The organism is Enterobacter sp. JUb54, from assembly GCF_014298075.1.
Lineage (GTDB): Bacteria > Pseudomonadota > Gammaproteobacteria > Enterobacterales > Enterobacteriaceae > Klebsiella > Klebsiella lignicola.
Window position 1 is genome coordinate 4,327,050 of record NZ_CP060418.1, and the last position, 15,309, is coordinate 4,342,358.

Annotated in this window: 16 protein-coding genes; 8 read left to right on the forward strand and 8 right to left on the reverse strand. The window is 59.6% G+C overall.

Annotation, left to right across the window (positions count from 1 at the left end):
* Nucleotides 1-47: 47 nt before the first annotated feature.
* The 7 genes from nikR to HF679_RS19915 all read right to left on the reverse strand — a co-directional run bounded on the left by nikR (nucleotide 48) and on the right by HF679_RS19915 (nucleotide 6,364).
* Nucleotides 48-449 (reverse strand): nickel-responsive transcriptional regulator NikR, encoded by a 402-nt coding sequence (gene nikR / locus HF679_RS19885; RefSeq protein WP_123757237.1) that lies wholly within the window; start codon nucleotides 447-449, stop codon nucleotides 48-50.
* Nucleotides 437-1,228: a nickel import ATP-binding protein NikE gene (gene nikE, locus HF679_RS19890; protein WP_123757238.1), complete on the reverse strand. Its 792-nt coding sequence runs from the start codon at nucleotides 1,226-1,228 to the stop codon at nucleotides 437-439. The genes nikR and nikE overlap by 13 nt, the downstream gene beginning before the upstream one ends.
* Entirely contained in the window at nucleotides 1,225-1,989 is a 765-nt protein-coding gene (gene nikD / locus HF679_RS19895) for a nickel import ATP-binding protein NikD (protein WP_123757239.1), read from the reverse strand. Before nikD ends, nikE begins: the two co-directional genes overlap by 4 nt.
* A complete protein-coding gene (gene nikC / locus HF679_RS19900) occupies nucleotides 1,989-2,822 on the reverse strand; it encodes a nickel ABC transporter permease subunit NikC (protein ID WP_123757240.1) in 834 nt (277 codons plus the stop codon). Before nikC ends, nikD begins: the two co-directional genes overlap by 1 nt.
* Complete coding sequence (gene nikB, locus HF679_RS19905) at nucleotides 2,819-3,763, reverse strand: nickel ABC transporter permease subunit NikB (RefSeq protein WP_123757241.1); 945 nt, start codon at nucleotides 3,761-3,763, stop codon at nucleotides 2,819-2,821. Before nikB ends, nikC begins: the two co-directional genes overlap by 4 nt.
* The gene (gene nikA, locus HF679_RS19910) at nucleotides 3,763-5,337 is read right to left on the reverse strand and encodes a nickel ABC transporter substrate-binding protein (protein WP_123757242.1); all 1,575 of its coding nucleotides are present in this window, start codon (nucleotides 5,335-5,337) and stop codon (nucleotides 3,763-3,765) included. Before nikA ends, nikB begins: the two co-directional genes overlap by 1 nt.
* 166 nt (nucleotides 5,338-5,503) lie before the next feature.
* Nucleotides 5,504-6,364, reverse strand: coding sequence for a LysR family transcriptional regulator (locus HF679_RS19915; protein ID WP_187042328.1), 861 nt, complete (start codon nucleotides 6,362-6,364; stop codon nucleotides 5,504-5,506).
* Between the two features lie 96 nt (nucleotides 6,365-6,460).
* On the opposite strand from HF679_RS19915, the gene HF679_RS19920 reads away from it, so the two are divergent.
* From HF679_RS19920 to arnF, 8 genes are all read left to right on the forward strand, one after another.
* Complete coding sequence (locus HF679_RS19920) at nucleotides 6,461-6,967, forward strand: phenolic acid decarboxylase (RefSeq protein WP_174510213.1); 507 nt, start codon at nucleotides 6,461-6,463, stop codon at nucleotides 6,965-6,967.
* Nucleotides 6,968-7,362: 395 nt separating this feature from the next.
* A complete protein-coding gene (arnB, locus tag HF679_RS19925; RefSeq protein ID WP_123757245.1) occupies nucleotides 7,363-8,502 on the forward strand; it encodes a UDP-4-amino-4-deoxy-L-arabinose aminotransferase in 1,140 nt (379 codons plus the stop codon).
* A gap of 1 nt (nucleotide 8,503) precedes the next feature.
* Complete coding sequence (gene arnC, locus HF679_RS19930; protein ID WP_123757246.1) at nucleotides 8,504-9,487, forward strand: undecaprenyl-phosphate 4-deoxy-4-formamido-L-arabinose transferase; 984 nt, start codon at nucleotides 8,504-8,506, stop codon at nucleotides 9,485-9,487.
* Nucleotides 9,484-11,469 (forward strand): bifunctional UDP-4-amino-4-deoxy-L-arabinose formyltransferase/UDP-glucuronic acid oxidase ArnA, encoded by a 1,986-nt coding sequence (gene arnA / locus HF679_RS19935; protein WP_187042329.1) that lies wholly within the window; start codon nucleotides 9,484-9,486, stop codon nucleotides 11,467-11,469. Before arnC ends, arnA begins: the two co-directional genes overlap by 4 nt.
* Nucleotides 11,466-12,368, forward strand: coding sequence for a 4-deoxy-4-formamido-L-arabinose-phosphoundecaprenol deformylase (gene arnD / locus HF679_RS19940; RefSeq protein WP_123757248.1), 903 nt, complete (start codon nucleotides 11,466-11,468; stop codon nucleotides 12,366-12,368). The genes arnA and arnD overlap by 4 nt, the downstream gene beginning before the upstream one ends.
* Nucleotides 12,365-14,020 (forward strand): lipid IV(A) 4-amino-4-deoxy-L-arabinosyltransferase, encoded by a 1,656-nt coding sequence (gene arnT / locus HF679_RS19945; RefSeq protein ID WP_187042330.1) that lies wholly within the window; start codon nucleotides 12,365-12,367, stop codon nucleotides 14,018-14,020. Before arnD ends, arnT begins: the two co-directional genes overlap by 4 nt.
* Entirely contained in the window at nucleotides 14,017-14,355 is a 339-nt protein-coding gene (gene arnE, locus HF679_RS19950) for a 4-amino-4-deoxy-L-arabinose-phosphoundecaprenol flippase subunit ArnE (protein ID WP_123757250.1), read from the forward strand. The genes arnT and arnE overlap by 4 nt, the downstream gene beginning before the upstream one ends.
* The gene (gene arnF / locus HF679_RS19955; protein WP_123757251.1) at nucleotides 14,355-14,750 is read left to right on the forward strand and encodes a 4-amino-4-deoxy-L-arabinose-phosphoundecaprenol flippase subunit ArnF; all 396 of its coding nucleotides are present in this window, start codon (nucleotides 14,355-14,357) and stop codon (nucleotides 14,748-14,750) included. The genes arnE and arnF overlap by 1 nt, the downstream gene beginning before the upstream one ends.
* Here the strand turns inward: arnF and acpT are convergent.
* Nucleotides 14,740-15,309: a 4'-phosphopantetheinyl transferase AcpT gene (gene acpT, locus HF679_RS19960; RefSeq protein WP_123757252.1), complete on the reverse strand. Its 570-nt coding sequence runs from the start codon at nucleotides 15,307-15,309 to the stop codon at nucleotides 14,740-14,742. The two genes, arnF and acpT, sit on opposite strands and share 11 nt — an antisense overlap.

The window sequence follows — 15,309 nt, forward strand, 5'->3', positions numbered from 1 at the left end:
CCGTCTGGTACCGGATAAGGGCCTGGCCTTATCCGGTATGTGTGGTTTTATCCTTCCTTAGACAGGCACTGCAAATGGCCGTGGCGGACTCCGCGCTGGGCAATCACCTCATCGGCGAAATGCTGCACTTCGCCCATTTCACCTTTCAGCACTGCGATCTCCAGACAGTCGTCATGGCTGATATGCACATGCAGCGTGGCAACGGACAGGTCGTGATGGTGATGCTGAGTGGCGATCAGCCGGCTCGCCAGCTCGCGTTTTTCATGCTCGTACACGTAGGAGAGCACCGCATAGCCGTGCTGCCCGCCCTGCTGGGAATGTTCATGCATCAAGGTGTTACGCAGGATATCGCGCACCGCCTCCGAGCGGTTGTGATAGCCACGCTGGGCGCTTAACGCGTCGAGGGTCGCCAGAAGATCGTCATCAAGAGTCAGGGTTACGCGCTGCATGGTCGTTTCTCTTTAGCAAGGGAGGCCGGAAAAGCGGGAAGCACCGCGCGCTGTAGCGCCCGGCCCGCCGTTGACTGAAGACGAAGCGGTGCGTGGACCGGTGTCGTCTCGATAAGCTGCCCGTTCTCCATCACCATCACCTGCTGGCAAAAACGCTCAACCAGCCGCAGGTCATGGGTGATAAACAGGCAGGCGGTAGAAAACTGTACCTGCAGACGCTTGAGTAACGCAACGATCTCCGCCTGCAGCACGAGGTCAAGGTTCGACACCGCCTCATCAAGAATCAACAGCTGCGGCTGCACCACCAGCGCCCGCGCCAGGCACACGCGCTGAAGCTGCCCGCCGCTGAGCTGCACCGGGCGCTTATCGCGCAGCGCCGGGGACAGGTCCACTGCCTGCATCATCGCCTCTACTTGGGCCTGGCGTTCATCGCGCGAGTAGCGAAACAGATGGCGTAGCGGCTCGCTGATAATCTCGTTCACCGTTTTACGTGGGTTCACGGCGCTGTGCGCATCCTGAAACACCAGTTGAATATCGCGGCGAAACGCCCGCAGTGCCTCGCCTTTTAAGGCGTTCAGCGGGGTCTGCTGCCAGCGGATGTCGCCATGAGCAGGGGTTTCCAGACCGACCAGCATGCGCGCCAGGGTGCTTTTGCCGCAGCCGCTGCGGCCAAGCAGCGCCATGGTCTCACCGGCCTGGATGTTGAAGCTGACTTCGCGCAGCACGCCTGGGTGATGTGGATAATCGTGGCTGACGTTGGTGACGTTCAGGAGATTCATACCGGGGACTCCATTCCATACAGCGCCAGATGCGCTGCCAGTAAGCGCTGGCTGACGGGATGCAGCGGCGCGCTGAACAGGGTATCGACGTCACAACGCTCGACAATGCGCCCGCTGTCCATCACCGCCACTTCATGTGCCAGCCGCGCAACCACCCCCATATCGTGCGTCACCAGCAGCAAACCCTGGCCGCGGGTGGCGACAATCTCTTCCAGCAGGTCAAGGATACGGCCCTGAGCGACGGCATCGAGGTCGGTGGTGGGTTCATCGGCAAAAATAAACGGCGCTTTGCTCAGCAGGGCGAGGGCGATCATCATGCGCTGCAGCATGCCGCCGCTCATCTCGAAGGGGTAGCGCTTGAGCAGCTGTGAGGGGTTGTCCAGCCCCACGGCTTTCATGGCGTTGATGAGCGTCGCCTCATCCGTGGGCTGGCCGCTGGCACGGCAGGTTTCCCGCGCGTGGGTGGCCATGGTGTACAGCGGGTTAAAAGCGCTGCGTGGGTTCTGCATGATGGTGGCGACGGTGCCACCGCGCAGCTGCTCGCCGTGCACCGGAATGCCGTCCAGCAGCAGACGGCCGGCGGTTTGCCGGACGCCAGGCGGCAGCACGCCGAGGGCCGCCGCGCAGGTCAGCGATTTGCCGCAGCCGCTGCTGCCCAGCAGCGCCAGCACCTGCCCACGGCGCAAGGTCAGCGACAGGTCCGTGACCAGCGGCTGGCCGGCGCACAGGGCTAATTGTTCTAATTGGATCTTCTGAGGCATCAGTGGTTGTGCTCCGCGATCAGGTGTGGATCGAGACGATCGCGTAGCGCATCGCCCACCAGATTAAAAGCCATCACGCTGATAAACAGCGCCAGGCCGGGCCAGAGCATCTGCAGAGGCTGGGTCCAGATATACTGGCGCGCGTCGTTAATCATCACGCCCCATTCTGCCGTCGGCGCGCTGACGCCAAGGCCCAGGAATGACATCCCGGCGACGTGCAGCATCATGTGGCCGATATCGAGCGTCGCGAGGACCAGCAACGATGGCATCACCGCCCCGGCCAGATGGTCGACAAACAGCCGCCAGCGGCTGGCGCCGCTGAGTCGGGCGGCGAGAATAAACTCGCGCTGGCGTAGCGACACCACCAGGCTGCGGACCATTCGGGCATACCATGCCCAGTGCGACAGGGCGATGGCGATAATGACGTTGGTCAGCCCGGTGCCCAGCACCCCGACCATAAAGAATGAGAGGATCGAGGTGGGGAAGGTCATAAACATATCGGCCACCCGCATCGTGAACTGATCGACCCGCCCACCAAGCAATCCGGCGCAGCCGCCGACGATAATCCCCATCGCCAACACCAGCAGTAAACAGGCCATCACCGCCCCCAGCGAGACCCGCGTCGCCGCCAGCAGGCGGGAGAAAATATCGCGGCCCAGGTGGTCGGTGCCCAGCCAGTGCTGCGCGTCCGGCGACAGCAGACGGGCGGGCAAATTAATGGCCTGCGGATCGTAGGGCAGCCACCACTGGCTGGTGAGGGCGATCAGCATCAGCAGGCCGATAATGACCATCGCCACACGCACCGATCCGCGAGCGGAGCAGAAGACGTTCATGAGTGCGCTCCTTCGTGGCGACGAATGCGGGGGTCCAGCGCGGCGTTTAGCAGGTCAACTGCCAGATTACAGAGGGCGAACACCACCACCATGATCAGCGTAAAGCACTGAATCACTGGATAATCACGGTTGAAAATGGCGGAGACGGCATAGCGTCCGATGCCCGGCCACGCGAAGATATTTTCGATAATCATCGTGCCGCCGATCAGCTCGCCAATATGCATCCCCACGGCGGTGATCATTGGCAGCGAGGCGTTGCGTAGAATGTGGCGACGCTCGGTCTGTTTGTCGTTCAGGCCGCGCAGGCGCGCCCAGGTAACATGGCGCTGCCCGGCGACGTCCAGCATGCTGGCACGCAGCAGGCGGGCGTTAATGGCCAGCGACATAAACGCAATCGAGACGGCAGGCAGAACGATATGCTGCCAGCCGCCGTAGCCCAGCGCAGGCAACCACTGTAGATAGACGGAAAAGAACAGCACCAGCAGGAAGGCGAGCCAGAAGTTCGGCATCGATACGCCAAGAAATGCAATCAAGCGCACGATGAAATCCGGTAGCTGCTCGCGGTGGCGGGCGGCCCAGATCCCCAACGGCACGGAGGTCAGCAGGATCAGCACCAGCGCCGCGCCTGCCAGCTGCAGCGTCGCCGGCAGGAAGTGCAGCACGTCATCCAGCACCGGACGCTGGGTGGCAAATGAGAGGCCAAAATCCAGATGCAGCGCCTTCCACAGCCAGCTGCCGTACTGGACCAGCAGCGGCTGATCGAGGCCGAGCATGATCCGGGTGGATGCCACCATCTCCGGCGTCGGCGGCAGGTTCGACAGCCGCAGGTAGTCGAGCGCCGGATCGCCGGTGCCGAGGCGAAGCATCAGAAAGATAATCACCGAGGCGGCAAAAATCATCGGGATCAGCAGCAGAATGCGCCGTAGCAGATAACGTCGCATCAGGGTTTCACCGGCTGGATCTGTTCGAACGGGATCTCAGCGACAATCGGAGCGTAGGGAATGGCCCCCAGCTCAGGTTTCGCCACCACCATCATCGAGATGTAGCTAATCGGCAGATAGACCGCGTCATTATGCAGACGGGTCAGAATATCGCGATACAGCGCCTGGCGCCGGGTCTCGTCGTTGGTCTCCAGCACCTGACCAATCTCTTTATCAATCAGCGGTTTGTCAGCAAGCCCTTGCTGCGCCTGGTAATCGGCGTGGGAGGGCACGCGCATCGAGCTCATAAATGCATGGGGGTCGTATGGTGCGCCCCAGGTGCGGTTGAAGATCATGCCAAAACGGCCATCGCGCTGGCGGGCATAAATGCTGCTCTCTTCTTCCCCGACCAGCGTCACCTCGACGCCGACCTGATGCATATCCGCTTGAATAATCTCCGCCATCGATTTGCTCAGTGCATCGGTACCGATAAACGACAGCTCAATGCGCAGCGGCTGGCCATTCTTCTCGCGAATCTCTTTGCCTGCCGGGCGGACCCAGCCGGCTTTTTCCAGCAGTTGGTTGGCCTGCTGCGGGTCGTACTGCCGCGGCGTCAGGCCGATGTTGGCGTAGGGAACGCTCGGGGCAAACAGCGTGTCGGCAACCTGCTGGGTGCCGTACAGCACATTGTCGATCAGAGATTTTTTGTTGACCGCGTGGTTCAGGGCCTCGCGCACCGCCAGTTCGTTGGTCGGGGCTTTGGCGGAGTTCAGCGCCAGCATCACCGTCTCAATCGGTTGCGAAAGCTGGGTGCGGTAAGCCGGGTTGTGGCTAAAACGGGCGAAGGTATCCAGCGGCAGCAGGCCCTCGTTGCCATACAGCAGATCGATATCCCCGGTCTCAAAGGCGACGGCACGGGTCATCGGGTCCGGAATGACTTTCACCGTGACCTGGTCGATCGTCGGCTTCTCTCCCCAGTAGCGCTCGTTGCGCACCAGCACATCATATTGGTTGAGCTTCGACGTTTTTAACACCCACGGTCCGGTGCCGATCGGCGCTTTGATGCCGTGCAGCGTGCCTCCCTCGACAAACTGCGACGGGGCGATAAACCGGAACGGCCGCGGCAGGGCCAGCTCCTGCAGGAACGGGTAGTAGGCGCCTTTGAGGGTAATTTGCAGTTGGGTATCGCTCAGGGCGCGAACGTCGGTGATCTGGTTGGTCAGCTCCAGCCAGGCGTGCCGTTGGCGATTCGCCAGCACCGCCTGGAAGTTGGCAACCGCCGCCTGGGCGTTAAACGGTTCGCCGTTAGAAAACTGCACGTCGTCACGCAGGGTAAAGGTCCAGACTTTTCCGTCCGCGGAGTGGCTCCAGTGGGTCGCCAGCCACGGCTTGACCGAGCCATCGGCCTGATATTTTACCAGTGGTTCATACACCATACTTTGGGCGAACATCTGGTTGGGGGTATACAAATGGGGATTCAGAGGGCCGACATTCACCGGCCAGGCGGTTGTGATGGTGTGTGAGGCGGCGGGGGCCAGCAGAGGAACACAGGCGAGCAGCGCCAGCAGTGTGGAGCGGAAAATAGACAAGGTCATGATCTCAACGGACAGGAAAGTATGATGATTTTAATAATTCATCATACTTAAGGAGTAATCTGGATCAATGTAGGGCCGGAAAGTATAAGAAAATCCTATATAACCGTGCTGTTTCAGGCGGCACAGGCCCTGGCTACACCCGTGCTCCTCAGCGATATTCGGCGGATCACGGCGTTCTGAACAGCGCCAGCAATGTTGCAAGCGGCTTATCAATGGGGGCCAGATCGCGCTTGACGATCAGGTGCAGCGGCGTGGCGCGGCGGGTGCCATGGGCGAGAGGCAGAATCTTCAACGTCCCCTGTTGCAGCCGGTCGCGGATGCGTTCTTCCGGGAGCCAGCCGAAACCAACCTGATACAGCACCGCGTCAATGGCCGCATCGATGGTGGAAAAGGTCCAGGCATCCCGGCTGGCCTGCGGATCGTCGCTGCGATCGGCGATGCGGACGAGGGGCCAGGGGGCCAGCGCGTTGTCGTCCAGCGGGCCGCTCAGCGCGGCAAGCGGGTGATGCTGGTGGGCCACCGCGACAAAATCGATATTCATCAGCCACTCGCCGCGCCCGGTAATATCCTGACGGCGGGTTAAGACCATCACATCGGCTTCGCTGAAGGCCTCGCTCTCCTCTTTTCTGTTCTCCAGCACTTCGGTCAGCCGGATCTGGGTCTGAGGGTGCTGCTGCTGGAACTGGCGCAGAATGGCAAACAGCCGTTCGCGGGGAAAAATGCTGTCCACCACCAGATCCAGCCGGGTGCGCGCGCCGTTATGCAGCGTGGCGGCGCGGGTTTCCACATAGGAAAACGCCTGCAGCAGCGGCTTCACCTGGCTCAGCAGCAGCTCTCCGGCAGGGGTCAGCACCGCGCGGCGGCCGGCGGGCTGCAGCAGCGCGACCCCGAGCCTCTCCTGCAACAGGGCGAGGTTATAGCTGACCGACGACTGGCTACGGTGCGTCTCGTCCGCCGCTTTGGCGAAGCTGCCCAGTTCGATCACTCTCTCCAGCAAAGCCCATTGTTCCAGCGTTGTCTTGTGCATAACTCATCTAAAAAATGAATGTATTTCATCCAAACATAGCGTTATTCATTCATTTTTTAAAGCCGTATGCTGAGTCTCAATAGCAAAGGAGAAGACATTATGAACACTTTTGATAAACACGACTTGAGCGGCTTTATCGGCAAACATCTGGTTTATACCTACGATAATGGCTGGAACTACGAGATTTATGTCAAAAACGGCCACACGCTGGATTACCGTATTCACAGCGGTATCGTCGCCAACCGTTGGGTAAAAGACCAGCAGGCGTACATCGTGCGGGTGGGGGCGAGCATTTATAAAATTTCGTGGACCGAACCGACCGGTACCGACGTCAGCCTGATTGTTAACCTCGGCGATAAACTGTTTCACGGCACCATCTTTTTCCCACGTTGGGTGATCAATAACCCGGAAAAAACCGTCTGCTTCCAGAACGATCATATTCCGCTGATGGAATCCTACCGCGCCGCCGGTCCGGCCTACCCGACCGAAGTGATTGATGAGTTCGCCACGATTACCTTTGTGCGTGATTGCGGTGCGGATAATGACAGCGTGATTAATTGCCCGGCGAGTGAATTACCTGCTGATTTTCCTGCAAACTTGTAATCCCCTGGAAATAAATTTGTGATCTGATTGAACTTTATTTTCCACGGACTGAGAATTAAACCTCATCTATTGTTTCGCCGTTTAATGTTTGTTTACTTTATACCGACAGGCGTCTGCTTCTGGTGCAGGCAGGCGTCTCGTTTCGTTGTTATCCCTTTCCATTTTTTATATATATTTCATTTAAAAACAATGAATTATACATATCACATCAAATAATATTAATTTCTTAATATTATCCTAAGCAACCCCGTCTAGATTTAATAATATCGAATACCCTGGAATGAAATGTGGCATTTAAATGCGTCCATTTTCATTTTGTTTAAGTCCGCTGGCGCAGGATATTTTTTCTATCAGACCCGCAATCAGCGATGGGTCATATACCGAACAGGAAAATGATGAGCGAATTTTTGCCGTTTTCGCGCCCGTCGATGGGTGACGCAGAGCTGGCTGCGCTGCGTGAAGTTTTGCAATCGGGTTGGATCACCACCGGGCCGAAAAACCAGGCGCTGGAAGAGGCCTTCTGCGCGTTAACCGGCAACCGTCACGCGGTGGCGGTCAGTTCGGCGACCGGCGGCATGCACGTCACGCTGATGGCGCTGGGTATTGGTCCGGGTGATGAAGTGATCACCCCGTCACAGACCTGGGTGTCCACGCTGAACATGATTTGTCTGCTGGGGGCGACGCCGGTGATGATTGACGTCGACCGCGACAACCTGATGATTACCCCGGAGGCCGTTGAGGCGGCGATCACCCCGCAGACCAAAGCGATTATTCCGGTGCATTACGCCGGAGCGCCCGCCGATATCGACGCCATCCGCGCGGTAGCGGCGCGCCACGGTATCCCGGTTATCGAAGATGCCGCGCATGCGGCGGGGACCTACTACAAGGGTCGCCACGTGGGGGAGCGCGGCTGCGCGATCTTCTCCTTCCATGCCATTAAGAACATGACCTGCGCCGAAGGAGGGCTGATTGTCACCGATGATGAGCAACTGGCCGCACGTATTCGCAGCCTGAAGTTCCACGGTCTTGGCGTGGACGCCTATGACCGCCAGACCCACGGCCGGGCGCCGCAGGCGGAAGTCATTTCCCCTGGTTTCAAATACAACCTGGCCGATATCAACGCCGCGCTGGCGCTGGTTCAGCTGGATAAACTCGCCCATGCCAACCAGCGTCGTACCGAGATTGCCCAACGCTACCTGCGCGAGCTGGCGGATACGCCATTCGAACCGCTGATGGTCCCCGCGTGGCAGCACCAGCACGCCTGGCATCTGTTTATCATCCGCGTGGATGAGGCCACCTGCGGGATCGGCCGCGATGCCCTGATGGAACAACTGAAAGCCATGGGGATTGGCACCGGTCTGCACTTCCGGGCGGCGCACACCCAAAAGTACTACCGTGAACGATTCCCGACGTTGTCCTTACCGAATACGGAATGGAACAGCGCGCGCATCTGTTCGCTTCCTCTGTTCCCGGATATGACCGATGACGATGTGACCCGCGTCATTTCCGCGCTGCACCAGCTGTCAGGATGTTGATATGTTTACTTACCCTCCCGTGAAAAAGGTCTCGGTCGTCATTCCGGTTTATAACGAACAGGAAAGCCTGCCCGAGCTGATTCGCCGTACCGATGCCGCCTGCGCGACGCTGGGCCGCCAGTATGAAATTTTACTGGTGGACGATGGCAGCAGCGATGAGTCAGCCCGCATGTTGACCGACGCCGCTGAAGCCGAAGGCAGCCACGTAGTGGCGGTGTTGCTTAACCGCAACTACGGCCAGCACTCGGCGATCATGGCCGGCTTCAGCCATGTCACCGGCGATCTGATTATTACCCTTGATGCCGACCTGCAAAACCCGCCGGAAGAGATCCCGCGGTTGGTGGCGAAGGCCGATGAAGGCTACGACGTGGTCGGTACGGTGCGACAGAATCGCCAGGATACCTTCTTTCGCAAAAGCGCCTCGAAGATGATCAACCGCCTGATCCAACGCACCACCGGTAAAGCGATGGGCGACTACGGCTGCATGCTGCGCGCCTATCGCCGCCACATTATCGACGCAATGCTCAACTGCCATGAGCGCAGCACCTTTATTCCGATTCTGGCCAATACCTTTGCCCGCCGGGCGGTTGAAATCCCGGTGATGCACGCGGAACGCGAATTTGGCGATTCGAAATACAGCTTTATGCGCCTGATTAACCTGATGTACGACCTGGTGACCTGTTTAACCACCACGCCGCTGCGTCTGCTGAGCGTTTTTGGCAGCGTCATCGCCCTGCTGGGCTTTGCTTTTGCCTTCCTGCTGGTCTTCTTGCGGCTGGTGTTTGGCCCGCAGTGGGCGGCGGAAGGGGTGTTCATGCTGTTTGCTGTGCTGTTTATGTTTATCGGCGCGCAGTTTGTCGGCATGGGCCTGCTCGGGGAGTATATCGGCCGCATCTATAACGATGTCCGCGCCCGTCCCCGTTACTTTATTCAACGTGTTATTCGTCAGCCGGAAACGGCGTCTCAAGAGGAAGATCGTTCATGAAAGCCGTAGTCTTCGCTTATCACGATATGGGGTGTGCCGGTATTCAGTCTCTGCTGGATTCTGGCTATGACATCGCCGCTATTTTTACCCATCCGGATAACCCTGGCGAAAACCACTTCTTTGGCTCGGTGGCGCGTATTGCGGCTGAGCAAGGTATCCCGGTGTGGGCTCCAGAAGATGTTAACCATCCACTGTGGATTGAACGTATCCGTACCATGAATCCGGACGTGCTGTTCTCTTTCTACTACCGCAATCTGCTGAGCGATGAGATCCTCAGCCTGGCGCCGCAAGGGGCCTTCAACCTGCACGGTTCCCTGCTGCCGAAGTATCGTGGCCGCGCGCCGCTGAACTGGGTGCTGGTGAACGGTGAAACCGAAACCGGCGTCACCCTGCACCGGATGGTCAATCGTGCCGATGCGGGCGATATCGTGGCGCAGCAGGCGGTGGCGATTGGCGCCGATGACGCTGCGCTGACCCTGCACCGCAAGCTGTGTTCTGCGGCGTCAGACCTGCTGGGCCAGGCATTGCCGGCGATCCGTGCGGGCAATATTGAGGCGCGGGCGCAGGATGAGAGTCAGGCCACCTACGTGGGCCGCCGCACGCCGGAAGATGGCCGTCTCGACTGGGAGCAGCCGGCGCTGGCGCTGCATAACCTGGTGCGTGCCGTCTCCGACCCGTGGCCGGGCGCCTTCGGCTACGCCGGGGCCAACAAATTTATCGTCTGGAAATCCCGCGTGCGCCACGATCTGGCCGCCGCGAAGCCGGGGACGGTGATATCCACCTCTCCGCTGGTGGTAGCCTGTCAGGATGGTGCGCTGGAGATCCTGACCGGGCAAACCGACCGCGGCGTTTACATGCAGGGTACCCAGCTGGCGCAGGTGCTGGGGCTGGTTTGCGGCGCGGTGCTGAGCAGCAAACCGGTGGTGGCAATCAAACGCCGTACCCGGGTGCTGATCCTCGGCGTTAACGGCTTTATCGGTAACCACCTGACCGAACGCCTGCTCGCCGACGACAACTACGAAATCTATGGCCTGGATATCGGTTCTGACGCCATCAGCCGTTTCCTCGGCAACCCGCGCTTCCATTTTGTGGAGGGCGATATCAGCATTCACTCCGAGTGGATCGAATATCACATTAAGAAATGCGACATGATACTGCCGCTGGTGGCTATCGCGACGCCGATCGAATACACCCGCAACCCGCTGCGCGTGTTCGAGCTGGATTTCGAAGAGAACCTGAAGATTATCCGCGACTGCGTGAAATACGATAAGCGCATCATCTTCCCGTCGACCTCCGAAGTGTACGGCATGTGCACCGACAAAAACTTCGACGAAGACAGCTCGACTCTGGTGGTTGGCCCAATCAACAAACAGCGCTGGATTTACTCGGTTTCGAAGCAGCTGCTTGACCGCGTGATCTGGGCTTACGGCGACAAATCCGGCCTGCGCTTCACCCTGTTCCGTCCGTTCAACTGGATGGGGCCGCGTCTGGATAACCTTAACGCCGCGCGTATCGGTAGCTCCCGCGCCATCACGCAGCTGATCCTTAACCTGGTTGAAGGCTCGCCGATTAAGCTTATCGAAGGCGGGAAGCAGAAGCGCTGCTTTACCGACATCAGCGACGGGATTGAAGCCCTGTTCCGTATTATCGAGAACAAAGACGGCCACTGCGACGGGCAGATTATCAACATCGGCAACCCGGATAACGAAGCCAGTATCAAAGAGCTGGCGGAGATGCTGCTGGGATGCTTCGAGCGTCATCCGCTGCGCAGCAACTTCCCGCCGTTCGCCGGTTTCCGCGATGTCGAGAGCAGCGACTACTATGGCAAAGGCTACCAGGATGTTGAGCATCGCAAGCCGAGCATTCGCAACGCGAAACGCTGCCTGAACTGGGCGCCAGCCGTGCCGATGGAAGAAACCGTGGAACATACGCTGGACTTCTTCCTGCGCACCGTTGAACTGGTGGACGACAAGACATCATGAAACAGGTCGGCTTACGCATAGATGTCGATACCTTTCGCGGTACCCGGGACGGGGTGCCGCGCCTGCTGAGCCTGCTGGGCCAGCATGGGATTCAGGCAAGCTTCTTTTTCAGCGTGGGGCCGGACAATATGGGGCGTCATTTATGGCGCCTGATTAAACCGAAGTTTCTGTGGAAGATGCTGCGTTCCAACGCCGCCTCGCTGTACGGCTGGGATATTCTGCTGGCCGGGACTGCCTGGCCCGGACGGCGGATTGGCGCGGGGAATGAAGCGGTGATCCGTGCGACAGCGCAGGATCATGAGGTGGGGCTGCATGCCTGGGACCACTACAGCTGGCAGGCATGGAGCGGCGTCTGGCCGCAGGAACGTCTGGCGCTGGAGGTTGAACGCGGCCTGCTGGAACTGGAGAGGATCATCGGCCGTTCGGTCACCTGTTCCGCCGTTGCGGGCTGGCGGGCGGATCAGCGGGTGGTCAAAGCCAAAGAGTCATGCAATTTTCTCTACAACAGCGACTGTCGGGGAACCCGACCGTTCCTGCCGCTGTTGGGCGACAAGGCGACGGGCACCGTGCAGATCCCAGTGACGCTGCCCACCTGGGATGAAGTGGTCGGCAGTCGCGTCGACGCCGCGGGTTTCAACCGCTATCTTCTGGACAGGATCCACCAGGATCGCGGCACGCCGGTCTACACCATTCATGCCGAAGTGGAAGGCATTGCCTTTGCACAACAGTTTGATGAACTGCTGACGATGGCCGCGCAAGAGGAAATCCAGTTTTGCCCGCTGAGCCAGCTGCTGCCCGCTGATTTTAGCGCGCTGCCGTTAGGTAAAGTGGTGCGTGGTGAACTGGCTGGCCGGGAAGGCTGGCTTGGGCGTGAACAATTATTGAGTCAGGACGTATGAAAAGCCTTCGTTATAGCGTCGTTTTAGGGGTGCTATTTGCGCTCTATTATTTACTTCCGCTCAATTTCCGCCTGCTCTGGCAGCCGGATGAAACGCGCTATGCGGAAATCAGCCGTGAAATGCTGGCATCCGGTGACTGGGTGGTACCGCATTTTCTTGGGCTACGCTATTTTGAAAAACCCATTGCCGGATACTGGATGAACAGCATCGGGCAGTGGCTGTTTGGTCACAATAACTTCGGCGTGCGCTTTGGGGCGGTATTTTCGATTAGCGTCACCGTGCTGCTGGTGGCGTGGCTGGCGTGGCGCATCTGGCGGGATAAGCGGGTGGCGATACTGTCCGGGGTGATCTTCCTGACCGCGCTGCTGGTATACAGCATTGGTACCTATGCGGTGCTGGACCCGATGATAACCTTGTGGATGGCCCTGGCGATGTGCAGTTTCTGGAGCGCCGCTCAGGCGCAGACCCGAGGCGGCAAAATCGCCGGCTATGCGCTGCTGGGAGTGGCCTGCGGCATGGGGGTGATGACCAAAGGTTTCCTTGCGCTGGCGGTGCCGGTTATCGGGGTTTTACCGTGGATCATTGCGCGCAAACGCTGGCGTGAGGTGTTGACCTACGGCTGGCTGGCGGTCGGGGTCTGCATTCTGATGGTGCTGCCCTGGGGGCTGGCTATCGCCAACCGCGAACCGGATTTCTGGCGCTACTTCTTCTGGGTGGAGCATATTCAGCGCTTTGCCGAGAAAGACGCCCAGCATAAGGCACCGTTCTGGTATTACATTCCGTTCCTGATTGCCGGTAGCCTGCCGTGGCTGGCGCTGCTGCCCGGTGCGTTAAAGCGCGGCTGGAGCGAGCGCGATGAGGCGCGCGGGGCGCTGTATCTGCTCGGCTGGGTGGTGATGCCGTTGCTGTTCTTCAGCATTGCGAAAGGCAAACTGCCGACCTACATCCTGCCGTGCTTCGCGCCGCTGTCGATCCTGATGGCGCGCTATGGGCTGGATGCGGCGAAAGCCGGGGCCAAAGCGCTACGGATTAACGGCCTCATCAACCTGATTTTCGGCCTGGCGGGTCTGGTGGCGGTGCTGGTGGTGTCGCCGTGGGGCGTCATGCATAAGCCGGTCTGGAGCCAGATTGAGCTGTATAAATGCCTGCTGGCGGCCATCGCGTTTGCGGTCTGGGCAGCGATGGGCTGGCTGGCGATGAAAGATAACGGTCGTCGCTGGACCTTAGCCGCCTGCTGTCCGCTGGGGCTGGCGCTGTTGATTGGCTTCGCGATCCCGGACCGGGTGATCGATAGCAAACAGCCGCAGTTTATGGTGGATATCGTCGGCGAGTCGCTGGCGCCCAGCCGCTACGTGTTGAGTAATAACGTCGGCATTGCCGCAGGGCTGGCGTGGGAGCTGAAGCGCAGCGATATCATCATGTATGGCAAGCAGGGCGAGCTGAAGTACGGCTTAAGCTGGGCGGATGCCAAAAATAGCTTTGTGAGCCAGAGTGAGTTTGCCGGCTGGCTGGCAACCCATCGTCAGCAAGGGCCGGTTTCGCTGGTGCTGCTGATGGATAAAGGAGAGAACATGGCCGATTTACCCCTCCCGAAACCTGACAATGTGTATGTGTTAGAGCGGGTCGTGTTTCTTCAGTATTTGCCGCAATGAGTACCTGGATCTGTCTGGCACTGGCGAGCCTGCTGAGCTGTGCAGGCCAGCTGTGCCAGAAACAGGCGACGCGCCCGTCGAAATCCCGGCGGCGCGGTCGCCATATTCTCGGCTGGCTGGGGCTGGCGCTGCTGGCGCTTGGCGGCGGGATGCTGCTGTGGCTGAGCGTCCTGCAATCCATCCCGGTGAGCGTGGCCTATCCGATGCTGAGCCTCAATTTTGTCTGGGTGACGTTAGCGGCCTGGGGGCTCTGGCGTGAACCGGTGGCGCCGCGTCACTGGGCTGGCGTGGGGTTAATTGTCGTCGGGATCGTGATCCTGGGGAGCAGCGTCTGATGGGGTTAATCTGGGCATTATTCAGCGTCGGGCTGGTCAGCGTGGCGCAGCTGCTGCTGCGCGGCGCGATGGTTGCGCTGCCGCCGCTGAGCGACCTGATGGCGTTTCTCAGTCATCTGCTCCATCTGCGCCCCGGCACCTGGAGCCTGCTGCTGGGGCTGAGCGGCTATTTGCTGTCGATGGTCTGCTGGTACTTTGCCCTGCACCGGCTGCCGCTCGCCAAAGCCTATGCGCTGCTGAGCCTCAGCTACATTGTGGTGTGGGCGGCGGCAATCTGGCTTCCCGGATGGCATGAACCGTTCCACTGGCGGGCGCTGGTGGGGGTGCTATTGATCATCGCCGGGGTGCTGACCATCTTCTGGCCGCTAAAACGCCCGGCGTCTCTCAAAGAATAAGCGCGGCATCCACAACAAACGGCGTCGGCGTGCATACCGCAAGGCTCAGGCCATCCAGCTGAATCTGACTGATCGACAACGTTGGGTGGCGGGTGCTGTCGACGCTGGCGATTTGCCAGGCGCTGCCGCCGCGCTGCTTCACCATGGCCTCTTTCCGCGTCCAGATCCGCCAGAATGCGTTGAGCTGCTGCTCCGGCGGTTCCGCTTCCACCTCCGCATGCTCATCCATACTAAAGACCGCATTCGCCAGCCGGCGCCAGTTCTGGCGTGGGCGAATCACTTCGAGATCGCAGCCCACTTCTCCTTCATCGCTAATCAACAGCGCAATATCATCGCCGCTGTGGCTGAGGTTAAACCAGCGCGTGGCGGTGCCGGCGAAGCCCGGTTTGCCCTGCGCGGAGTAGATGATATCTGGTAGCGGTGAGATCGCCTGCGCCAGCAGGGCGCGACCGGCCAGCCAGCTTGCGCGGCGCGCGCCCTGTGGCGCCTGAGCCACGATCTCAGGCGGCAGGGTTTGGGCGCTGAGCGGCGAGATTTTCCGCAGGTACAGTTGATACAT